Origin of the sequence: Viridibacterium curvum (assembly GCF_039544165.1) — a bacterium.
In the GTDB taxonomy this organism is placed as follows: Bacteria; Pseudomonadota; Gammaproteobacteria; order Burkholderiales; family Rhodocyclaceae; genus Viridibacterium; species Viridibacterium curvum.
Genome location: NZ_BAABLD010000017.1, coordinates 501,128 through 520,830, shown reverse-complemented (window position 1 = coordinate 520,830; position 19,703 = coordinate 501,128). Strand labels below are relative to the sequence as shown.

Genomic DNA, 19,703 nt, shown 5'->3' with positions numbered 1-19,703 from the left:
ATGCCTGTTTTCCTTCGCAGTCGTGCCCGAAGACAGGGCATTCGTAGGCGCGATTTCAATCGCACAATCCCGCGCCGCAAGCCATCCGAAGCTTCTGCCTGAACGTGTTGGCGGGTTGAAACCCGCCCTACATCCGGCGCTCGCTGAAAGTCGCTGGATTCCCGCCTTCGCGGGAATGACGGCGGTTTGGCGTCGTCCGACGAAGCAGCTCGGCACCCTTCTTGCAGAACTCCCTCTGATTCGCCCCTTGGGAGCATTCCATGTCACGTTCGTGTCGCATTCGTATCGAAACCGACGCGCTGCCGGCGGCTGCCGTGTTGCAGGGCGCGCTGAAGTCGCTGGGTTTTCCGCTGGATCTGGAAGGGCTGGAGATCGCGGAGGCGAGTGGCTTCCAGGGCTGCGTGCTGGATGGCGAGGACGCTGGCTTCTCGGTGGCCGACGACGACGAAGGTTTGATGTTGCGCTGGTCGGGTGACCCGCGCGAGGAGTGCGCGGCGCTGATGGTGGCGGCGGCCTTGCAGTCGCTGGCCGGGGCCGAGGTGAGCATTGGCGGCGGCGCTGCACAGACGGCTGCGGCGCTGAAGTCGCGTGTTGAAGAATTGCGTGCGGAGATATGATGACCATGAATGCAATGGCTGAAATCCAGACGCATCCGGTGTGGCAGCACAACCGGGTGATCCTGTCGCACTTCGACAGTTACAGCACGGCGCTGGTGTTCGCGCGTTGGCCTGACGGTTCGCTGCTGGCGCCGGGGCCGTTGCCGGCGGGGGCGAAGGTGGGCGTGGAGGCGGCCGCCGATGGCAGCGTCACGGCGCAGACCGTCATCGACGCCGCTTTAGAGACGCTGCAACTCACGCCGGCGGAATTTGTGTATGTGGGTGACTTCGATGCCTGGGCGGCCGCAGAGAGCGGCGCCGTGCGCATCCACCTGCTGCGCTTCACGACCTTTGAAGCGCCAGCACACCGCATTGAAGGTGGTGGTGGCATCTTCCGCCCGATCAGCGCCCTGCGCGGCGCCGACGCGCAGGAACTGCTGCTGATGCGCAAGGTGTTCGACCTCATCATGGGTGGCGGCGGGCGCTGAGGGCTGGTGTCGCGCTTGCTCCGGCAGGAGCGTGATTTGAAACCCCTCCCACCCTCCCCTTGAGGGGAGGGTGGCCGGAGGCCGGGAGAGGCGGGATGGTTCGCAATCTCGCATCGGTGAGGCTTGAGTGAGGTGCGTGGCTTTTCCCCTCTCCCGGCCCTGACGGGTCACCCCGCTCCGCGCCCCACGGCAGGCATTGCACTGCCTGTCGGCTGCAGAGGCGCAAAGCAGTGCTTTGCGAATTCACTCTTCGCCCCAAGGGAGAGGGAACGGCTATGCGTGTGCGGCATTCGCGGGCGTGGTCGCTACCCTGACCGCCTTTCCTCCATACTTGCGTCCATCCCTTCTTCAGGAGCCTCACCGTGTTGTACGACATTCTGCGCAGCCTGCATGTGCTGGCCATCATTGTCTGGGTAGGGGGCATGGTGTTGATGCATTTCATCGTGCGGCCGACCGTGGCCGAGTTGCTTGAGCCGCCGCAGCGCTTGCCGCTGATGGCGCGTCTGCTGGGTCGCTTCTTTGCGTGGGTGACGGTGGCTGTGGTCGTCGTGCTGGTGACGGGCGTGGCGATGATGCGGCTGATCGAGACGGGTGGGCCGACGCCGGCGGTCTACCTGCACGTGATGATGGGCATCGGCATCGTGATGGCGCTGATCTTCGGCTGGATCCGCTTGAGCGAGTATCCGCGCCTGCGTCATGCGGTCAGCACTGCGGCCTTGCCTGTGGCGGCAGCGAGCCTGTCGCGCATCCGCCGCCTGGTGGCGCTGAATCTCGCGCTGGGTGTACTGACGACGCTGATCGCGATGCTGGGGCGCTCGCTGTAGTGTGGGCCCGGTGAGCCCACGCGGTGGGGCGTGCGCTGCAGGGTCAGCTACCGGTTTCGAGCAGGTAGGCACTCACCCAGCGGTCAACGCGCGGCTGGCAGGCAATGAGAGCGACGCGATACTCGGGGATGTCGAAGTAGGCAGGGTCGTGTGAGTAAGGCTCGCGCATGGCTCCCACATCGCTGGCGTCATGGCTGAGATCGACCAGTCGGCCGGCGATGCGGTTGTACTGATGCGCATAGTGGCCCTCGATGACGCCGCCGTAGAGGTCGTGCATGAACAGCGAGCCATACTTGCAGGCGCCCGACAGGTCGATAGGCAGCAGGGCGCCGCGCTCGCGGGCGAATTCGCACCATGCACGAAAGAAGAAGGCTTTTGCCAGTGCGAACTCGGTGTAGTCGTAGTGCAGGGGCTGTATGCGTGGTTCCATGTGGATTACCTGTAGCCTTCTTCCCGCAGGACGCGTTGCACCACGGGGCGGCTGCGCATGAGGGCGTAGTGCGCCTGACAGCGCGGGGGGAGTGGAATCTTGAGGTGTTCGGCCCAGAACGCGACGTAGAACAGCGCCGGATCGGCGATCGAGAAGTTGCCGACGGCATAGCCTTCATCGGGTAGCCATGCTTCGAGCAACTCAAACGCTTGCGTCACCATCTCGCGGCCGCGTGCCTGCACGGCGACGTGCTGGGTGGCGTCGGCGGTGTAGGCGTCGGTGGTGAAGATGCGCGTGTAAGCCTGGCCGTGCACGTGGCCCGTTACATAAGACAGGAGCGACATGGCCTTTGCCGCCAGCACGGAGTCTTCGGGTAGCAGCTTGCGGCGCGGGTGTCTGGCGGCCAGCCAGTACGAGATGGCGAGGTAATCGCCGAGCACGTTGCCGTCGTCGAGCACGAGGGTGGGGATGGTGCCGCGCGGGTTGAGCGCGAGGTATTCGGGCTTGCGGTTGTCGCCCGCGGGAATGTTGACCACCCACACTTCGAAGGGCAGTTCGAGCTCTTCGAGCAGGATGTGAATGCCGGTCGTGCAGGAGCCGGGAGCCATGTAGAACTTCATGCGATTTCCTGTTTGGGCTGGGGTTGCCAGAAGTTCGTCATTCCCGCCAGCTTTATGCTCGGCAACGCCGCTTTTCGCTCCCCTCTCCCGCTTGCGGGAGAGGGGTTGGGGGAGAGGGCACGGGCGGGAATCCAGCGTCGTTCGAAAAGTCACTGGATTCCCGCCTGCGCGGGAATGACGGAGCGATGCCTAGCTGAAGGTCAACACCTGCACGTCCTCGTCTTCGTCCGGCCCCTTCACGTGCGCTTCGCAGAGCTGGCCCTCTGCATCGTAGAGATAGTCATGGCGCATCTCGACTTCGCCGTAGACGAACTTCTCGCAGCAGAGCATGCGGCCATCGGCCGCGTAGCGGGCGCGGAACCAGGTGTTGCGGTTGCGCAGTGCGTCGGGGGCGAGTTCGTCGAAGAGCTGCAGGGGCAGTTTGACGCCGGTGTAGCTGAGGAAGAAGCGCTCGTGGTCGAAGTCGGTGGACTCCATGTTGCTTGTCTCCGTATGGGTTATCGACAGGTGTCAGTGATGAACGTGCAACAGTTGATGAAGTGGCTCGCCGAAATGCCGGCAGAAGCGACGGTGCTGCTCGAAGGCGATGTCGGTTACTCGCCGCTCGGTGGGGTTAGCCTGCAGGCAGGCGAGGGCGGCATGCCCGATGAGGTGATCTTTCACCCGGACATGACGCCTGATTGACGCAGTGCGCGTCGCGAGGTGTGGCGGCCAAATGGTGCGCAGTGCGCACCCTACGTAGCGGGTGTGCATGGTGCGCTGTTGATGTTTGCCGCGCAGCCCTCGGCGCGCGCAACGGGGCGTGCCGCGTCCTGCGCGTTAAGGCCGATCCAGGCATCCACGGCAGCGGGGTCGAAGCCGACGCGGCGTTCGTCTCGCACCTGCATCAGCGGGCGACGGATCAGCAGTGGCTCGGCGAGCAGAAGTTCGATGGCTTTGTCGGCTTTGAGCGCCTCGGGCACGATCTCGCCCGATTTCACACGCGGTGCGGCGCGATTGAACCAGTCAGCCACCGGCAGCGGGCCGAGGAATTCGAGCAGCGTGAAGGCCGTCCAGGGCCAGGAGAGCAGGTCGCGCACTTCAAGCGTGTGGCCAGCGGCCTGCAGCCAGGCTTTCTGCTTGGCGTTGCCGCCGCAGCCGGGTTTTTCCCAGAAAAGGATGTGGGGCATGGTGGCCTCCGTAGGGTGCGCACCGCGCACCACAGGTTGGGGTGGAGTGGACGGTGCGCATTGCGCACCCTGCGTTTTCAAGCCTGCTTCGCCGTTCGCGTCGCCGCGCGCAGCAGTTGCAGGCATTCCACACTCGCCGCCATGTCCAGTGCGCTGAAATCGTCCTGTGTCTGGATCAGCGGGTCGGCGCCGAGGGCGAGCAGGGTGGCGACGATGTCGGGTTTGCTCGATGAGGCGGCGTACATCAGGCTGGTCGCGCCGGTGAGGTTGGCGTGGTCGATGTCTGCGCCTGCAGAGGCAATGCGCTGCACGATGGCGGGGTCGTTGCTCACGCAGGCCAGCCACAGGGCGGTGTTGCCATCGTTATTGACGGCGTCGACGCGCGCGCCAGCGGCGAGCAGCGCATCCACGACCGAGGCTTCACCTTTCCACGCCGCGTGCATCAGCGGCGTGTTGCCATGCGTGCCGGCAGTCTGCACATCGCTGAAGCCATTGTTATTCAGCCAGGTGGCGAGCCCCGCATCGACGGCGGGCCTGTGCGCCAGTGCTTTCTGCAAGCCTTCCCAGCCGCCGACAAGGTCAGCAACATTGCGGAAGCCGAAGTCGGCAAACTGTTGCGCGTAGGTCTGGCTGGCGTTGCCGCGATAACAGTAGATGAACACCGGCCGCGACTTGGGCGTGGAGAAGATCAGGCCTTCGTGGTTGCGACCGTCGAGACGCACGCTCGTCTCGATGTTGCCAGCTGCAAAGGCATTGGCGTCGCGAGCGTCGAGGATCAAGGCATCGGGGTTGGCGCCCAGCCAGGCGCCGAGTTCGCTGACGGCGAGGCGCTGGAATTTTCTCTCTGTCATGGTTCTAGTCCTTTAACGGCCTGCCCTCGTAGGGCGGCTCGGTGGTGATGCGGTTGTCGACGAGGGGCACGCCGACGGTGAAGTGATAGAGCGTCTGTAACTGACGGTCGTGGATGCCGAGCAGGTCGTGCAGGGCATCGTCGAAAAAGCAGCCGATGCCGGTGCCGCGCAGGCCCATGGCTTCGGCTTCCATGTAGAGCGCCTGGCCGATGAGGCCGGCCTCCTGGAAGAGGTGGCGGTAGTGCGCGGGGTCTTCATCCAGCGCGCCGGCAAAGTCGGCCAGCAGGGCCACGGCGAAACAGGCATCCGAGCCGATGGCCTGGTGGCAGCACAGCGTGCGCAGGGTGCCGGCCAGTGCGGCGTTGTTGGCGAGCATGAAGAGCGGCAGATCCGTGTCGCAGCCTTCGAGTGGCTGCCACTGCATGTCGTGCGAGAGGCTGGAGCGCATGATCTGCTCGCCACGCCGGCTGCGCGGCATGGCCCAGGCACCGGCGGGAATGCCGTCGACGCGATGCACGAAGAACACCGGGTGGATGCGCGGCGGCAGATGCCAGGCATCGAAGGGCAGGCAGTCTTCCATGAGGCTGCGTGCGATGGCCAGGAAGGATGCCGACGGCATGCTGGCGCGGCGTTCGAAGTGCTGCGCGCTGCGGCGCTGGCGGATCAGCGTGGCGGCGGGCTGTTCGCTGCGTATCAGGGCGTTGCCCGCGGGCTGGCGTGGCGGGCGCGAGGGAGGGTCGGCAAAGATGAGGCGAGACGCGGCGGCGGCTTCGTCGATGATGGGCCACTGGTAGAGGCGGCGTCCCTTGTCGAGCCGGCTGGGCTTGCCGAGAAAGGCGGCTTCATCGATCCAGCCGCGCGGGCAGAGCGGGGTTGCGCCTGCGGGCAGAATCTCGACGAGCAGTTCGGGTTCTTCTTCCTCCACCATCATGTAGTCGGTGTGGCGTGAGCTGCCGATGAGGCGGCCGAGGTCGTCGGCGTTCATCGGCACCACGCGCGCCTGCCAGCCCATCAGCGCGGAGGCATAGCGCAAGGCACCCAGCGCGTGGCCGGTGTCGAGCTGGCAGTAGCGGAAGGCACGCTCGCCGTACTTCCAGGCCTCGCGCCACATCACTGAACTGAGAGCGACCCACAGGTGTGGCCGGTCTTGCGGCCGATTGGCGGCAAGTGCGGCGCGCAGCTCCAGCGCGTGTTCGCGCGGCGCGTAGTGGTAGAGGCCGTCGTCGACATCCGGAAAGCCCTGCGCGATGACATAGGCTTCGGTGGGGTGCAGGTTGCCGCTGGAAGGATTGCAGCGCAGCGCCCAGCGGTCGGGGCCGTATTGCTTCCAGGCGGACAGGCCGAAGGAGAGTTCGAGCAGGGCGGCGAGCGCTTCGCGCTGGAAGATCTGCGGCGTGATCAGGCCCAAGTGCAGGTCGGACCAGCTGCGGCGCAGGCCATCAGCGACGAGGGGCAGGGCGTCGACGGGGCTGCCCTCGAAGCGGCGGAACGGATCGGGCTGCGAATCCCAGTCCAGCGTCTCGGGGCCCTTGGCGTACTGCTGCAGCGTGTGTTTGCTGCGCTCGTGGTAGGCGAAGAGGGTTTGCAGGCGTTCGTCGAGCATGTCAGTGCTTCCTGCCTTGAAAGTGCGTTCTTTCCCAGCCGTCATTCCCGCGAAGGCGGGAATTCAGAGTCGTTGAAAGACGCTGGATTTCCGCGCCAGCCCTCTCCCCCAGCCCCTCCCCCGCATGCGGGGGAGGGGAGCGAAGTGCGGCAATGCCGCTGGTAAAGCTGGCGGGAATGACGATGCGCGGGATCTGGAGCGTGTGTTCGCCCATCACACCTTCCTCGGGAACGCGAGCCCCAACAGCTGTCGCGTCTGCACTTCAATGCGGTGGCGGATGTCGGGGTCGATCTTGCGCAGCCATTGGCGAGGCAGGGCGCGCAGGCCGAAGCGTGCGCCAGCGAGCATGCCGGCCAGCGCGCCGGTGGTGTCGGCATCGTCACCGCGATTGACTACGGCGATCACGCAGTTCTCGAAATCGTCGTGCGTGAAGAAGTGGTGCAGCACGGTCTGCATGGTGTCCACGATGTAGCCGGTGGCGCGGCCCTTGTAGCGGCTGGTCGAGAAGCGCGGCTCCTGCGCGGCGAGTTCTTCGGCAATGCGCTTGGCCTGGGTAACGGGCTCGCCACGCAGGAGGGATGCCGTCATGCGCGCAATGGCCACGTTGGCGAGGTCGGACAGCGGGTGGTTGTGCGTGACGCGGCCCTGCTCAAAGCTGTGGCGCACGAGCTGTGCATCGTCGTGCAGGAAGCCGAGCACGGCGGGCAGGTTGCGCATCACGGCGCCGTTGCCGGCGTCCCCCTCGTTGAAGGCAGCTTCGAGCGTGCCGTCGAGCATGTAACGCCGGATGCCGCGCCGGCAGGTGTTGCCGCAGTCGACCGGCATGCCGCGCAGCCAGTCCGCATAGTGTTCGGCGACTTCGCGCAGATCCCAGCCGCGCGCCTTGACGATGGCGTCCCCCAGCGCGAGCGCCATGGTGGTGTCGTCTGTCACCTGGCCGGGCTTGAGTTTGAGCCAGCCGCCGCCGATGACATGGCGATGCGTGCCATAGGTGGTCATGATCTCGCGCGGAGTCATGAACTCGACCGTGGCGCCCAGCGCGTCGCCGATGGCGAGGCCCAGATAGGCGCCGAGGGCGCGGTCGAGCAGCGACAGCGGCGGGGCCTCAGGCAGACGGGCAGGGCGTTCGAGAACCAGATCAACCATAACGTGCCTCCACGCGATAAAGACCGCCGATGACCAGGGCTTCGCCTTCGGCGTTGAGCACCTTGTCGTTCAGCAGGCCGGGAAAGAACAGCAATTTGCAGGCCGGGACGTCGCTCTTCAGTACCCAGTCGCCAAACTCGCTGGCTCGTTCGGCATCAAGACTGAACGAGACGAGGTTGTTGAGACGCGTGATGCACTCGCGGCTCCGCAGCGAGCCGCTGAGGATCTGCTCTTCCATGTGGTTGGTGCCGCGCCACATGAGGCGGCAGAGCGGATGTGCGAAACGCACGAGGCTCCATTGGCAGAATTCGTACAGCGCATCCAGTTGCATGTTGATGCAGTTGTTGTGGAAGCGACTGTTGAACTTCTCTTCGAGATAGCCCGTCCAGGCGGGTGAGGGATAGCGGTCCAGCGCCGACTTGTGGAACGAAGGCGTGATGCCGAAGCGGCTCTCCACCCAGCCTTTGAGCACAGCCCCCTGCGGACTGTTGGAGTCGAAGCCCCAGCCTTGCAGCAGTTTGAGATAGCTGGCACGGAAGCGTCGTTCACGGGGGCGTGGCTGCGTGGGGTCGGGCTTCTCCAGCCCGAACACGGCGTCCATGTAATGCGCAAAGCGGTCGGCCGCGTCAGCCTGGTCTACGGCGTCATCCAGCAGGCGGAACAGGCCCGCATTCGCCTCGCGCGTGCCGGCAATGCGCAGGGCTTGTGGATGCTCGTTGAAAGCGACCGACGCGACCAGATCTGCCGGTATACCCACCATGTTGGTGGAATACCAGCGGCTGGGCTGGTGCTCAAGCATCAGACCTTCGTCGCGGGCAGCCATGGCGGGCGAGTGGCGAGTGCAACAAAGGGCGTCATTCCCGCGCAGGCGGGAATCCAGCGACTTTCACGCAACGCCACTGGATTCCCGCGCCAGCCCTCTCCCCCAGCCCCTCCCCCGCAAGCGGGGGAGGGGAGCGAAGTGCGGCAATGCCGCTGGTAAAGCTGGCGGGAATGACAGACCCTTAAACGGGGCGATTCTCGTACGGATTGCGCACGGGGCCCATCAGCGTCAGCAGTTCGTCATACGTGCTCTGGATGAACTTCTTGTCGCCGACAAACTTCAGCCCGCCATTCACCACGGCTTCGGTCTTGCCGCCTGTGTCGAGCTTCTTGAGGTCGTTCTTTTCGAGATAGAAGATTTCGAGCAGCTCGTTGTACACGGTCGCTTCGTCGATCGGCAGGATGTAGAAGGTGGCGCCGGCGTAGTTGATGACGTACTTCTTCGACAGATCGATGTTGTCGCAGTAGAGGATGTACTTGCCGGTCGGCGTGAGCTTCTCGCCCAGGGTTTCGGCAAGCAGCTTGATGTAGCCGAATGAGAGCAGGAAGCCGCCCAGGAAGCTGAAGCCGACTTCGCCTTCCTGGCAGGCGGCGATGACTTGCTCGACGCACTTTTCAGGCGGGCGCTTCTCGTCGGCCTTCTGCTGCTGGAACTCGATGGCGATGTCACCGCGGAACCCGAAGCGCCCGGCGGTTGCGGTCGGCCCCTTGAACACGGCGTTGAGGAGTCGTCCTTCAGCTTCGAGGGACGCAAAGGCGGTTTTATCGATGGTGGTCATGGTGGTGATCCTCGTCATTGCGGATGAAATCTGCGGTTTTGAAAAAGGCTTGCTCCAGTTGGGCAATGAGCGCCGTGTCCTGCACGGTCTCTTGTAAGGCGGTGCGCATGCACAGCATCCATGCGTCGCGTTCGGCAGCGCCGATCGGGAAGGGCAGATGCTTGCGACGCAGGCGCGGGTGGCCGCGCTCGACCGAGTAAGCCTGGGGGCCTCCCATCCATTCGGTGAGGAAGCCCACCAGAACCTGCTTGACCGGCCCGAGGTTGGGCGGATGCATCGCGCGGATGCGGGCAGCCTCGGGCAGCGTGTCCATATGGAAGTAGAAACGCTCCACCAGCTGCGCGATGACCGGTACGCCACCGATCCGCGTGAAGTGCGGATTGGCGGGGTTGTCGGTGCTCGGGGCCGAGGCCACGATTGGCGCGATGGGCGTGTTCATTGCTGGCGGGCTGTAGCGAATACGAACCCTTATCAGCAAGGCCCGTACCCGACAACTGTCTGTCGCACACAAACCCAGCACTGGCGCGCTTCTACGCGCGTTTGTCGACTTTCAGGCGCGGTTTTATGGCGCCGTGTGCTTTGTGACAGGCGCAATGCCTTTGTCGCATTTGTCACACCCGACTATCACCTCGATAGTTTTGTGGCATCGCCCGAAAACCCGCGCAAATAAAGGCTTTCAAGAGGATTTCAAGAGGGTGGCACGCCAGTTGCTGAAAGGAGCCTGCACCGACCATGTCTCGCCGACGAGTCGCAGATACGAAGAGCAAGAAAAGGCGTTAGGGGCTGCATCCGGGGCACGGTAAAGCGCAAGAACCACACCCAACAGGGCAAAAAATTTTTGCGACCACTTTTAACTGCTCATCTGTTTGTCAGGAGAATCACATGTCAGACCTTCGTCAAATCGCCTTCTACGGCAAAGGTGGTATCGGCAAGTCCACCACCTCGCAAAACACCCTTGGCGCCCTCGCCGAAATGGGTCAGAAGATCCTCATCGTCGGCTGCGACCCCAAGGCCGACTCCACCCGCCTGATCCTGCACGCAAAGGCCCAGGACACCATCCTGTCGCTGGCCGCTGAAGCCGGTTCCGTGGAAGACCTGGAACTGGAAGACGTCATGAAGGTGGGTTATCGCGACATCCGTTGCGTTGAATCCGGTGGCCCGGAGCCGGGCGTTGGCTGCGCTGGCCGTGGCGTGATCACCTCGATCAATTTCCTCGAAGAAAACGGCGCCTACGACGGCGTGGACTATGTCTCCTACGACGTCCTGGGTGACGTGGTGTGCGGCGGCTTCGCAATGCCGATCCGCGAAAACAAGGCTCAGGAAATCTACATCGTCATGTCCGGCGAAATGATGGCCATGTACGCCGCCAACAACATCTCGAAGGGCATCCTGAAGTACGCCAACTCGGGTGGCGTGCGTCTGGGCGGCCTGGTGTGCAACGAGCGCCAGACCGACAAGGAACTGGAACTGGCTGAATCGCTGGCCAAGATGCTCGGCACCACGCTGATCCACTTCGTGCCGCGCGACAACATCGTGCAACACGCTGAACTGCGCCGCATGACCGTGCTCGAGTACGCACCGGACTCCAAGCAAGCCAACGAATACCGTCAGCTCGCCCAGAAGATCCATGCGAACAAGGGCAACGGCACGATCCCGACGCCGATCACCATGGACCAGCTCGAAGACCTGCTGATGGAGCACGGCATCATGAAGCAGATCGACGAGTCGCAAGTTGGCAAGACCGCTGCTGATCTGGCTGCCTAAGCACTGAGAGTCGAGGGGGTCATTACTGCCCCCCGGAGTTGCCGCGCAAGCGGCAACTCCGGCCCCCCTGGGGGGCGCCAGGAAAGCTTTGGACGGCCTTGCGCTTGGTTTCGTGGCTTTCCTGGCTCCGGCACTCACCGCCAGCGTGCACCCCGGCTCTCCACCCTCCGCTCCCGCATATAGGAGATTTAGAAATGAGCATGACCATTGACGAAAAGAAGGCCCAGAACGCAGCCCTCATTGACGAGGTGCTGAAGGCCTATCCGGAAAAAACGGCCAAGAAGCGCGCCAAGCACCTCAACGTGCACGAAGAAGGCAAGTCGGATTGCGGCGTGAAGTCCAACATCAAGTCCCTGCCGGGCGTGATGACCATCCGCGGCTGTGCATATGCCGGTTCCAAGGGTGTGGTGTGGGGTCCGATCAAGGACATGATCCACATCTCGCACGGCCCCGTCGGCTGCGGCCAGTACAGCTGGGCTGCGCGTCGCAACTACTACATCGGCGTGACCGGCGTGGACACCTTCGTGACCATGCAATTCACGTCCGACTTCCAGGAAAAGGACATCGTCTTCGGTGGTGACAAGAAGCTCGAAGTCATCATGGACGAAATCCAGCAACTCTTCCCCCTCAACAAGGGCATCACGGTGCAGTCGGAATGCCCGATCGGCCTGATCGGTGACGACATCGAAGCCGTGTCGAAGAAGAAGAGCAAGGAATACGCTGGCCACACCATCGTTCCCGTGCGCTGCGAAGGTTTCCGCGGCGTGTCGCAATCGCTCGGCCACCACATCGCCAACGACGCGGTGCGTGACTGGGTGTTCGACAAGACCGATCCGAACAAGCGCCCCGACTTCGTCTCCACCCCGTATGACGTGGCCATCATCGGCGACTACAACATCGGTGGTGACGCATGGTCCAGCCGCATTCTGCTCGAAGAAATGGGTCTGCGCGTCATCGCCCAGTGGTCGGGTGACGGCACCATCGCCGAGCTCGAGAACACTCCGAAGGCCAAGCTGAACGTCCTGCACTGCTACCGCTCGATGAACTACATCAGCCGCCACATGGAAGAGAAGTACGGCATTCCCTGGGTTGAGTACAACTTCTTCGGCCCGACCAAGATCGAAGAGTCGCTGCGAGAAATCGCTTCGCACTTCGACGACACCATCAAGGCCAATGCCGAGAAGGTCATCGAGAAGTACAAGCCGCTGATGCAAGCCGTCATCGACCGCTATCGTCCGCGCCTCGAAGGCAAGAAGGTCATGCTGTTCGTGGGCGGTCTGCGTCCGCGTCACGTGATCGGCGCCTACGAAGACCTGGGCATGGAAGTGGTCGGCACCGGCTACGAATTCGGCCACAACGACGACTATCAACGTACCACGCACTACGTCAAGGACGGCACGCTGATCTATGACGACGTCACGGGCTACGAGTTCGAGAAGTTTGTCGAGAAGATCAAGCCGGACCTCGTCGGCTCGGGCATCAAGGAAAAGTACGTCTTCCAGAAGATGGGCGTGCCCTTCCGCCAGATGCACAGCTGGGACTACTCCGGCCCGTACCACGGCTATGACGGCTTCGCGATCTTTGCGCGCGACATGGACATGGCCATCAACGCGCCGATCTGGGGTCTGTCGAAGGCGCCCTGGAAGAAGTAAGTAACCAGTGAGGAGTGAGGAGAGAGGAGTGAGGAGTAACACCTCGCCTCACGTCCTCCTCACTCCTGACTCCCAACTCCTCACTATCCTTTTCAGGAGAATCATCATGCCGCAATCCGCCGACAAGATCCTCGATCACGAGAACCTCTTCCGCGAGCCCGAATACCAGGAGATGCTCGCCACCAAGAAGAAAGAGTTCGAATTCAATCACCCTGATGCCAAGATCCAGGAAATCGTCCAATGGACGAAGACCGAGGACTACAAGGAAAAGAACTTCAAGCGCGAAGCCCTGACGGTCAACCCCGCCAAGGCCTGCCAGCCGCTGGGCGCCGTGTATGTCGCCAACGGCTTCCACAAGACGCTGTCGTTCGTGCATGGCTCGCAAGGCTGTGTTGCCTACTACCGTTCGCACTTCTCGCGTCACTTCAAGGAACCGACGTCCTGCGTCAGCTCCTCGATGACCGAAGACGCAGCTGTGTTCGGCGGCCTCAACAACATGATCGACGGCCTCGCCAACAGCTACAACCTGTACAAGCCCGAAATGATCGCCGTGTCGACCACCTGCATGGCCGAGGTGATCGGTGACGACTTGAACGCCTTCATCAAGACCTCGAAGGACAAGGGCAGCGTGCCCATGGAATTCGACGTGCCCTTCGCCCACACCCCGGCCTTCGTCGGCAGCCACATCACCGGCTACGACAACGCGCTGCTGGGCATCCTGCGTCACTTCTGGGACGGCAAGGCCGACACCACGGCCAAGCTCGAGCGCGTGCCCGGTGAAGCCATCAACTTCATCGGTGGCTTCGACGGCTTCGTCGTCGGCAACATGAAAGAGATCAAGCGCATCATGGATCTCTTCGGTGTCGAGTACAACATCATCTGCGACCCGTCCGAGACCTGGTCGACCCCGACCGATGGCGAGTTCCGCATGTACGAAGGCGGCACCACCAAGGAGACCGTCGAGCGCGCGCTGAACGCCAAGGCCACGATCATCTTCCAGGAGTTCTCCTGCGAAAAGACCGCCAAGTTCATTGCTGAACACGGCCAGGAAGTCGTGCTGCTCAATAGCCCCATCGGCGTGGCCGGCACCGACCGCTTCCTGATGGAAATCTCGCGCCTCACCGGCAAGCCCATCCCCGCCGTGCTCGAACGCGAACGTGGCCTGCTCGTCGATGCCATGGCTGACTCGCAAGCTCACCTGCACGGCAAGCGTTACGCCCTCTACGGTGATCCCGACTTCCTGCTGGGCCTCACCGAGTTCCTGCTCGAACTGGGTGCCGAACCCGCCCACGTGCTCGCCACCAACGGCGAGAAGGAATGGGCCGCCAAGGTGGAAGCGCTGTTCGCTTCTTCGCAGTTCGGCAAGGGCTGCAAGGCCTATCCGAAGCGCGACCTGTGGCACATGCGTTCGCTGCTCTACACGGAGCCGGTCGACTTCCTCATCGGCAACACCTACGGCAAGTACCTCGAGCGCGACACCGGCACGCCGCTGATCCGCATGGTCTTCCCGATCTTCGATCGTCACCACTACCACGTGCGTCCGATCTGGGGTTACGAAGGCGGCATGCGCGTGCTGGTTGACCTGCTCGACGAGTACTTCGAAACCCTGGATGCCAACACCATCATCCCAGGAAAAACCGACTACTCCTACGACATCATCCGCTAAGGATAGGGCGCTCGCCTACTGCGCGGCCCGATCTCGACTCTCCGGTGCTCGCTGTACCCCGGTACAGCTCCGCTCCTCGAATCGACCTCGGGCCGCTCGCTACGGCGATCACCCCATCCTGGAGTACGGAGATTCACGGCGGAATGCATCAATCCCGTCATTCCCGCGAAGGCGGGAATCCAGCGACTTTGATTTGTATCAGCGTCGCAAAGAGTTCAGCAGTGCAAGCGCAGCAATGAGGAAAAAGGCGCGGTGGGGGACTCCATGCCCCCACCGTTTCCTCACCGAGTCCGGACGCAGAGCCGGGCCGATACACGTTTCATCCCCTGCAAGAGGTGTCCCATGCTTATCAGCCACGACATACTCGGGCCGAAGAGCTTCACTGCCGTGATGCAGGAAGCCGGCGTCGCGATCGAAGAAGTGCCCATGGTCAGCTGGCCGCTGGGCGTCAAGGGTCAGAGCAAGGTGCTGCACTACAGCTACGTGTCGCGCAGGAGTGGGCAGACCGTGCATGTGCTCTCCTACAGCGAGCCCCTGATGCCCAAGGGCGAGTACCACGAGATCTGGCAGTTCGACGCGCCGTTCTCTGAGGCCGAGGCCGTTGCTTCGCTCGACAAGCATAGTTATCTGAACGGCCGCCTGGGGTGATGTACCGCTGGCGGCATTGAGGATGTCGCCATGTCTTCGCCCGCTTCGCCCGCTTCGCCCGCTTCGCCGCTGCTGTATTTCAGTCACCGCCACGCCAGCTTCTCGACAACGCTCACTGATTGCCGCAAGCAGGGCGAGTTGAGCGAAACCATGTTCGACGAAGCCGACGCCCAGTTCGAAGCGCGTGTCACAGAGTCCTGCAAGGGCGCCGACCCCATCGCCTGTGGCAGGGGCTGCGCGACCTGCTGCTCGCTGCGCGTGACGGCCACCGCTCCCGAAGTGCTGCGCGTTGCGCGCCACCTGCGCGAGCGGGTCGATGGCGACACCTGTGTTCGCCTCGTACGCCGCCTGTTCGAAGCCGACGGCCTCACGCGCGACCTTGACGAATCCGAGCGCGTCGCCCTGCGTCACAAGTGCCCCTTCATCGATAAAGCCGCCTGCGTCATCTACCCCGTTCGCCCGCTGGCCTGCCGAGGTCATGCGTCGCACTCGCGCAAGGCCTGCGTACAAGCCGCTCGCGGCCAGATCGACAGCGTCCCTCATTCGGTGGCGCACCGCGACGCGCGCAGCCTGATCCAGAACGCACTGCAATCAGCCCTGCGCGACACCGGCCTCGGCTGGGGCGCCTACGAACTCAACCACGCCCTGCGCATCGCGCTCGCGACCCCCGATGCCGAAGCACGCTACCTGCAGGGCGAAGACCTGTTCGCCGACGCCCAGGTGCACGAAGTGCCCGCCCATGAGATGGCTGAAGGTTTCGACCTCATCAAGAAGATGGCAAATACCGCAGTGCCCGCAGTCCGGCGCAATGTCGCTTCGTAGGTGCGATTTCAATCGCACAACTGCCCGCCGCACTACACGCTTGTTGCCGTTCCCGCCGGATTGACTCACGGCAAAGCCGCTCAACGCACCCCTCTCCCGCTTGCGGGAGAGGGGTTGGGGGAGAGGGAGTCAGGGAGAGGGTGCCCCGTCAGGGGCGGGAGCGGGGAGATGCCACGCGCCAGGAGCAGCAAGGCCGTCGTGCGCGCACCAAGAGACACAACGGCGGAGTTTCCACTCCGCCCTACACCCCCGAACATCGTCATTCCCGCGCAGGCGGGAATCCAGCGTCGTTCGCAAAGTCACTGGATTCCCGCCTTCGCGGGAATGACGACCATTGGAGATGTTGTCGCAACCGGATGACCTGGCGAAGCCGGATATCACCAGCTACAGACGTATGGCGGCGCGAATACTCCGCCACAACCAAAGCCCGCCAGAAGAACTGCGCTCGAAGCGAGTTCCGGCTGGAGCAACATTTGCTTGTGTCATGGCATCTCCTGGCAGAGGTAGCCCCGCAATGCAGCCCGACAGTGCAACCGGCAGCACCCTTCCCGCAACAGAGCCGCCTGCAAGTGGCGCTGGCATTACACCTCTGGGTAACGGCGCCACATCCCGCCGCCTCGCCACCCTCATCTTCGCCGGCACCATCTTCAGCAGTGCCTTTGCACTGTTTCTGGTCCAGCCCATCATTGCGCGCCAGATCCTGCCCTGGTTCGGGGGCTCGGCTGCCGTGTGGGCGCTGTGCATGGTGTTCTTCCAGGTCGTGTTGCTGGCCGGCTACGCCTATTCCGACTGGCTGACGCGGCGCCTGCCGGTACGCAGGCAAGTGCTCGTGCATGGCGTGCTGCTGCTGACCAGCCTTGCCTGCCTGCCCATCGTCGCCAACGTGCAGTGGAAGCCAGTGGGCGACGAAGAGCCCACCTGGCTCATCCTGCGCCTGCTGGTTGCCACCATCGGCTTGCCGTACTTTTTGCTCTCCACCACCGGCCCGCTGATCCAGGCCTGGATGTCTCGCACGGCGGTCGACGCCAAGGTCTATCGCTACTTCTCGCTCTCCAATCTTGCGTCCCTGCTGGCGCTGCTGTGTTACCCCGTGCTGCTCGAACGCCACGCCACCACCGTGCAGCAGGCGCAGGGCTGGTCCATTCTCTACACGCTCTACGTCGTGCTGTGCCTTGCTGCCGCCTGGCAATTCACGCGCAGCACGGCACCAGACGCTTTCGCGACCACGCGTCTCATTGCGCCATCACCCGGCTGGCGCACCTGCGTGGGTTGGGCCATGCCGGCCGCGCTGGCCTCTGCCCTGTTGCTGGGTGTCTCCAGCCACATCACGCAGAACGTCGCTGCGATTCCCTTCCTGTGGGTGCTGCCGCTGACGCTCTACCTCTTCACCTTCGTGCTCTGCTTCGAAAGCGACCGCTGGTACCGCCGCGCCTTCTGGCTCCCCGTCGCAGGCGTCTTCCTGCTGCTCGCCTCCTGGGGTCTGCACGACGGTGCCGTGGGCCGCCACGTGCAGGTGGCCGTGCCGGTCTATGTCATCGCAATGTTCTCGCTGTGCATGGTCCTGCACGGCGAGGTCGCCACACGCCGCCCGGGCGCCGGTCAGCTCACACGCTTCTACCTCATGCTGTCCCTCGGTGGCGCCACTGGAGGCATGCTCGTTGGCCTCATCGCCCCCAACGTTCTGCCCGCGTATTACGAGCTGGGGCTGGCCATGGCCGGCTGTGCTATCTGGTTCGCCTGGCTGCAGCGCGGCCAGCGCAAGCTCGCCGGCGCGGCCGCCGCCATCGGCACCTGCACGGTCGCCTGTCTCGCACTGCAGGTGCATGACGACTACGCCGGCAGCCGCGTCGTCACGCGCAGCTTCTACGGCGTGCTCTCCACCTTCGACACGCAGCGCGAAAGCCTCGGCGGTGCCCCCGTGCGCCAGCTTTTCCACGGCGCCATCAAGCACGGCGAACAGATCCTCACCCCCGGCCACGAACGCGAACTCACCAGCTACTACGGCGAGAGTGCCGGCATCGGCCTCGCCATCCTCAACACACGCAGCAAAGGCCCGCAGCACGTCGGCGTTATCGGCCTCGGCGCCGGCACGCTGGCCGCATACGGCAGGGCAGGTGATCGCTACCGCATGTACGAAATCAACCCCGAAGTCATCGATATCGCGCGCAGCGAGTTCAGCTTCCTCTCCGACTCGCCCGCCTTCATCGCCACCGTGCTCGGCGACGCCCGTCTCGCACTCGAACGCGAAACCCCGCAAGACTTCGACGTCCTCGCCGTCGACGCCTTCTCCGGCGACGCCATCCCCGTGCACCTCATCACCCGCGAAGCTCTGGCGGTGTACCTGCGCCACCTGCGCCCCGGCGGCATCATCGCCTTCCACGTCACCAACCGCTACCTCAACCTCGCCCCCGTCGTCGCCACACTCGCCCACGAACGCGGCCTCGCCGTGCGCCTTGTGCACGACGAAAACGAAAACCCGCGCTTGCGCGATACCGATTGGGTGCTGGTGAGCAGGGATGCGACTGTGCTGGCACAGCCGGCGATTCAGCGGGTGAGTAGCCCTGTTGTCATCGACTCACACAAGGGGGTGTGGACGGATGACTTCAATAATTTGTTTGATGTGTTGAGATAGCGCCGCGTTGGATTGGATGGCGTCGGCTATTCGGCCTTAACGGTCATTCAACAGGCTGGCGTGCTTCGTCTGCAATGCTTTATTTTTCGGACTCCCAGATTCGACCATCACTGAACTCCGCGACATGACCCGCCGATTTACACACCTGACAAGACCGTGGAGTCAGAGTCAAGCCTATTAAAGGCCGGTCATTTTCAGGATGGCTTCCGGTAAACGCTCGCCCTGAATCTCGATGCCGGCGAGCTGAGTCTGGATGCGGGCGAGATCATCTGCATTCAGTTCCAAATCCACTGTGCCGAGGTTTTCTTCCAGCCGGTGCAGCTTGGTTGTGCCCGGGATCGGCACGATCCAGGGCCGCTGCGCAAGCAGCCAGGCCAGCGCAATCTGCGCGGGTGTCGCGCCCTTGTCGGCGGCGATGGTCTTGAGCACTTCCACCAGGGCAAAGTTGTTGGCGCGTGCCTCGGGCGAGAAGCGCGGTACAACGTTGCGGAAATCGCCTGCTTCGAACTTCGTATCGGCGTCGATCTTGCCGGTGAGAAAGCCCGCACCCAGCGGGCTGAAGGGTACGAAGCCGATACCCAGCTCTTCGAGGACAGATAGCAGCTCGGCTTCCGGCCCGCGCCAGAACAGCGAGTACTCGCTCTGCACGGCGGTGACGGGCAGCACCGCGTGGGCGCGGCGGATGGTCTGCACACCGGCTTCCGACAGGCCGAAGTGGCGCACCTTGCCGGCGGCCACCAGATCCTTCACCGCGCCGGCAACGTCTTCAATGGGCACGGCTGGATCGACACGGTGCTGGTACAGCAGGTCGATATGGTCGGTGCGCAGGCGCCTGAGGCTGCCTTCGACCGCCGTCTTGATGTGCTCTGGCCGGCTATTGGTGCCGGGGCCGCGCTCGCCGCTGTGCGGATCGACGTTGAAACCGAACTTCGTGGCGATGATCACCTGGTCGCGGATCGGCGCGAGGGCTTCGCCAAGCAGTTCTTCGTTGGCGAACGGACCATAGACTTCGGCCGTGTCGAACAGCGTCACGCCCCGCTCGTGCGCGCTGCGCAGCAGGCCGATCATTTCCGTGCGGTCAGCCGGCGGGCCATACAGGGCGCCGGTCATGGTCATGCAGCCGAGGCCGATGGCGGACACTTCGAGGCCGTTGCCGAGGGTGCGGGTTTTCATGTGAACGCTCCTGATTGC

At 63.5% G+C, this 19,703-nt stretch carries 21 protein-coding genes; 10 read left to right on the top strand and 11 right to left on the bottom strand.

Features of this window, described 5'->3' with window-relative positions; all coding sequences use genetic code 11:
- Nucleotides 1-260: 260 nt before the first annotated feature.
- From ABEA02_RS18865 to ABEA02_RS18855, 3 genes are all read left to right on the top strand, one after another.
- Nucleotides 261-617, top strand: a complete 357-nt coding sequence (locus ABEA02_RS18865; protein ID WP_345534652.1) for a hypothetical protein — start codon at nucleotides 261-263, stop codon at nucleotides 615-617.
- Entirely contained in the window at nucleotides 617-1,084 is a 468-nt protein-coding gene (locus ABEA02_RS18860; RefSeq protein WP_345534651.1) for a hypothetical protein, read from the top strand. The genes ABEA02_RS18865 and ABEA02_RS18860 overlap by 1 nt, the downstream gene beginning before the upstream one ends.
- 362 nt (nucleotides 1,085-1,446) lie before the next feature.
- Entirely contained in the window at nucleotides 1,447-1,908 is a 462-nt protein-coding gene (locus ABEA02_RS18855) for a DUF4149 domain-containing protein (protein ID WP_345534650.1), read from the top strand.
- 43 nt (nucleotides 1,909-1,951) lie between these two features.
- Here ABEA02_RS18855 and ABEA02_RS18850 read toward each other — a convergent pair whose 3' ends face one another.
- The 3 genes from ABEA02_RS18850 to ABEA02_RS18840 form a co-directional block, all read right to left on the bottom strand.
- Entirely contained in the window at nucleotides 1,952-2,338 is a 387-nt protein-coding gene (locus tag ABEA02_RS18850) for a hypothetical protein (RefSeq protein WP_345534649.1), read from the bottom strand.
- A gap of 5 nt (nucleotides 2,339-2,343) precedes the next feature.
- The gene (locus ABEA02_RS18845) at nucleotides 2,344-2,958 is read right to left on the bottom strand and encodes a glutathione S-transferase family protein (protein ID WP_345534648.1); all 615 of its coding nucleotides are present in this window, start codon (nucleotides 2,956-2,958) and stop codon (nucleotides 2,344-2,346) included.
- Nucleotides 2,959-3,147: 189 nt separating this feature from the next.
- Entirely contained in the window at nucleotides 3,148-3,435 is a 288-nt protein-coding gene (locus ABEA02_RS18840) for a DUF6156 family protein (protein WP_345534647.1), read from the bottom strand.
- 39 nt (nucleotides 3,436-3,474) lie between these two features.
- Between ABEA02_RS18840 and ABEA02_RS18835 the strand changes: the two genes are divergently transcribed.
- A complete protein-coding gene (locus tag ABEA02_RS18835; protein ID WP_345534646.1) occupies nucleotides 3,475-3,642 on the top strand; it encodes a hypothetical protein in 168 nt (55 codons plus the stop codon).
- A gap of 50 nt (nucleotides 3,643-3,692) precedes the next feature.
- Here the strand turns inward: ABEA02_RS18835 and ABEA02_RS18830 are convergent, their stop codons facing one another.
- The 7 genes from ABEA02_RS18830 to ABEA02_RS18800 all read right to left on the bottom strand — a co-directional run bounded on the left by ABEA02_RS18830 (nucleotide 3,693) and on the right by ABEA02_RS18800 (nucleotide 9,767).
- On the bottom strand, nucleotides 3,693-4,127 hold the full coding sequence (locus ABEA02_RS18830; RefSeq protein WP_345534645.1) for an ArsC/Spx/MgsR family protein: 435 nt from the start codon (nucleotides 4,125-4,127) through the stop codon (nucleotides 3,693-3,695).
- A 77-nt stretch (nucleotides 4,128-4,204) separates the two neighbouring features.
- Nucleotides 4,205-4,978, bottom strand: a complete 774-nt coding sequence (locus ABEA02_RS18825; RefSeq protein ID WP_345534644.1) for an ankyrin repeat domain-containing protein — start codon at nucleotides 4,976-4,978, stop codon at nucleotides 4,205-4,207.
- Between the two features lie 4 nt (nucleotides 4,979-4,982).
- On the bottom strand, nucleotides 4,983-6,581 hold the full coding sequence (locus ABEA02_RS18820) for a nitroreductase family protein (protein ID WP_345534643.1): 1,599 nt from the start codon (nucleotides 6,579-6,581) through the stop codon (nucleotides 4,983-4,985).
- Nucleotides 6,582-6,794: 213 nt separating this feature from the next.
- Complete coding sequence (gene draG / locus ABEA02_RS18815; protein ID WP_345534642.1) at nucleotides 6,795-7,727, bottom strand: ADP-ribosyl-[dinitrogen reductase] hydrolase; 933 nt, start codon at nucleotides 7,725-7,727, stop codon at nucleotides 6,795-6,797.
- Entirely contained in the window at nucleotides 7,720-8,550 is an 831-nt protein-coding gene (locus ABEA02_RS18810; RefSeq protein ID WP_345534641.1) for an NAD(+)--dinitrogen-reductase ADP-D-ribosyltransferase, read from the bottom strand. Before ABEA02_RS18810 ends, draG begins: the two co-directional genes overlap by 8 nt.
- 181 nt (nucleotides 8,551-8,731) lie before the next feature.
- Nucleotides 8,732-9,328 carry a hypothetical protein gene (locus tag ABEA02_RS18805; RefSeq protein ID WP_345534640.1) on the bottom strand — a complete coding sequence of 199 codons (597 nt, stop codon included), beginning with the start codon at nucleotides 9,326-9,328 and terminating at the stop codon, nucleotides 8,732-8,734.
- A complete protein-coding gene (locus ABEA02_RS18800; RefSeq protein WP_345534639.1) occupies nucleotides 9,312-9,767 on the bottom strand; it encodes a group II truncated hemoglobin in 456 nt (151 codons plus the stop codon). Before ABEA02_RS18800 ends, ABEA02_RS18805 begins: the two co-directional genes overlap by 17 nt.
- Nucleotides 9,768-10,210: 443 nt before the next feature.
- On the opposite strand from ABEA02_RS18800, the gene nifH reads away from it, so the two are divergent.
- The 6 genes from nifH (at nucleotide 10,211) to ABEA02_RS18770 (ending at nucleotide 18,512) form a co-directional block, all read left to right on the top strand.
- On the top strand, nucleotides 10,211-11,092 hold the full coding sequence (gene nifH, locus ABEA02_RS18795; protein ID WP_345534638.1) for a nitrogenase iron protein: 882 nt from the start codon (nucleotides 10,211-10,213) through the stop codon (nucleotides 11,090-11,092).
- 194 nt (nucleotides 11,093-11,286) lie between these two features.
- The gene (nifD, locus tag ABEA02_RS18790; protein ID WP_345534637.1) at nucleotides 11,287-12,744 is read left to right on the top strand and encodes a nitrogenase molybdenum-iron protein alpha chain; all 1,458 of its coding nucleotides are present in this window, start codon (nucleotides 11,287-11,289) and stop codon (nucleotides 12,742-12,744) included.
- A gap of 106 nt (nucleotides 12,745-12,850) precedes the next feature.
- On the top strand, nucleotides 12,851-14,410 hold the full coding sequence (nifK, locus tag ABEA02_RS18785) for a nitrogenase molybdenum-iron protein subunit beta (RefSeq protein ID WP_345534636.1): 1,560 nt from the start codon (nucleotides 12,851-12,853) through the stop codon (nucleotides 14,408-14,410).
- Nucleotides 14,411-14,752: 342 nt separating this feature from the next.
- Nucleotides 14,753-15,058 carry a hypothetical protein gene (locus ABEA02_RS18780; protein WP_345534635.1) on the top strand — a complete coding sequence of 102 codons (306 nt, stop codon included), beginning with the start codon at nucleotides 14,753-14,755 and terminating at the stop codon, nucleotides 15,056-15,058.
- 30 nt (nucleotides 15,059-15,088) lie between these two features.
- Nucleotides 15,089-15,880, top strand: a complete 792-nt coding sequence (locus ABEA02_RS18775; protein WP_345534634.1) for a YkgJ family cysteine cluster protein — start codon at nucleotides 15,089-15,091, stop codon at nucleotides 15,878-15,880.
- Nucleotides 15,881-16,394: 514 nt separating this feature from the next.
- Entirely contained in the window at nucleotides 16,395-18,512 is a 2,118-nt protein-coding gene (locus tag ABEA02_RS18770; protein WP_345534633.1) for a fused MFS/spermidine synthase, read from the top strand.
- Nucleotides 18,513-18,689: 177 nt separating this feature from the next.
- Here ABEA02_RS18770 and ABEA02_RS18765 read toward each other — a convergent pair whose 3' ends face one another.
- The gene (locus tag ABEA02_RS18765; protein ID WP_345534632.1) at nucleotides 18,690-19,685 is read right to left on the bottom strand and encodes an aldo/keto reductase; all 996 of its coding nucleotides are present in this window, start codon (nucleotides 19,683-19,685) and stop codon (nucleotides 18,690-18,692) included.
- Between the last annotated feature and the right edge of the window lie 18 nt (nucleotides 19,686-19,703).

What these genes read in the sequence shown, in the direction of transcription:
- nifD (WP_345534637.1), top strand. Translation starts at nt 11,287, where the DNA reads ATGAGCATGACCATTGACGAAAAGAAGGCCCAGAACGCAGCCCTCATT.
- ABEA02_RS18805 (WP_345534640.1), bottom strand. Translation starts at nt 9,328, where the DNA reads ATGACCACCATCGATAAAACCGCCTTTGCGTCCCTCGAAGCTGAAGGA.
- ABEA02_RS18845 (WP_345534648.1), bottom strand. Translation starts at nt 2,958, where the DNA reads ATGAAGTTCTACATGGCTCCCGGCTCCTGCACGACCGGCATTCACATC.
- nifK (WP_345534636.1), top strand. Translation starts at nt 12,851, where the DNA reads ATGCCGCAATCCGCCGACAAGATCCTCGATCACGAGAACCTCTTCCGC.
- ABEA02_RS18860 (WP_345534651.1), top strand. Translation starts at nt 617, where the DNA reads ATGACCATGAATGCAATGGCTGAAATCCAGACGCATCCGGTGTGGCAG.
- ABEA02_RS18775 (WP_345534634.1), top strand. Translation starts at nt 15,089, where the DNA reads ATGTCTTCGCCCGCTTCGCCCGCTTCGCCCGCTTCGCCGCTGCTGTAT.
- ABEA02_RS18800 (WP_345534639.1), bottom strand. Translation starts at nt 9,767, where the DNA reads ATGAACACGCCCATCGCGCCAATCGTGGCCTCGGCCCCGAGCACCGAC.
- ABEA02_RS18810 (WP_345534641.1), bottom strand. Translation starts at nt 8,550, where the DNA reads ATGGCTGCCCGCGACGAAGGTCTGATGCTTGAGCACCAGCCCAGCCGC.
- draG (WP_345534642.1), bottom strand. Translation starts at nt 7,727, where the DNA reads ATGGTTGATCTGGTTCTCGAACGCCCTGCCCGTCTGCCTGAGGCCCCG.
- ABEA02_RS18835 (WP_345534646.1), top strand. Translation starts at nt 3,475, where the DNA reads ATGAACGTGCAACAGTTGATGAAGTGGCTCGCCGAAATGCCGGCAGAA.
- ABEA02_RS18850 (WP_345534649.1), bottom strand. Translation starts at nt 2,338, where the DNA reads ATGGAACCACGCATACAGCCCCTGCACTACGACTACACCGAGTTCGCA.
- ABEA02_RS18830 (WP_345534645.1), bottom strand. Translation starts at nt 4,127, where the DNA reads ATGCCCCACATCCTTTTCTGGGAAAAACCCGGCTGCGGCGGCAACGCC.
- ABEA02_RS18865 (WP_345534652.1), top strand. Translation starts at nt 261, where the DNA reads ATGTCACGTTCGTGTCGCATTCGTATCGAAACCGACGCGCTGCCGGCG.
- ABEA02_RS18770 (WP_345534633.1), top strand. Translation starts at nt 16,395, where the DNA reads ATGCAGCCCGACAGTGCAACCGGCAGCACCCTTCCCGCAACAGAGCCG.
- nifH (WP_345534638.1), top strand. Translation starts at nt 10,211, where the DNA reads ATGTCAGACCTTCGTCAAATCGCCTTCTACGGCAAAGGTGGTATCGGC.
- ABEA02_RS18820 (WP_345534643.1), bottom strand. Translation starts at nt 6,581, where the DNA reads ATGCTCGACGAACGCCTGCAAACCCTCTTCGCCTACCACGAGCGCAGC.
- ABEA02_RS18840 (WP_345534647.1), bottom strand. Translation starts at nt 3,435, where the DNA reads ATGGAGTCCACCGACTTCGACCACGAGCGCTTCTTCCTCAGCTACACC.
- ABEA02_RS18825 (WP_345534644.1), bottom strand. Translation starts at nt 4,978, where the DNA reads ATGACAGAGAGAAAATTCCAGCGCCTCGCCGTCAGCGAACTCGGCGCC.
- ABEA02_RS18765 (WP_345534632.1), bottom strand. Translation starts at nt 19,685, where the DNA reads ATGAAAACCCGCACCCTCGGCAACGGCCTCGAAGTGTCCGCCATCGGC.
- ABEA02_RS18780 (WP_345534635.1), top strand. Translation starts at nt 14,753, where the DNA reads ATGCTTATCAGCCACGACATACTCGGGCCGAAGAGCTTCACTGCCGTG.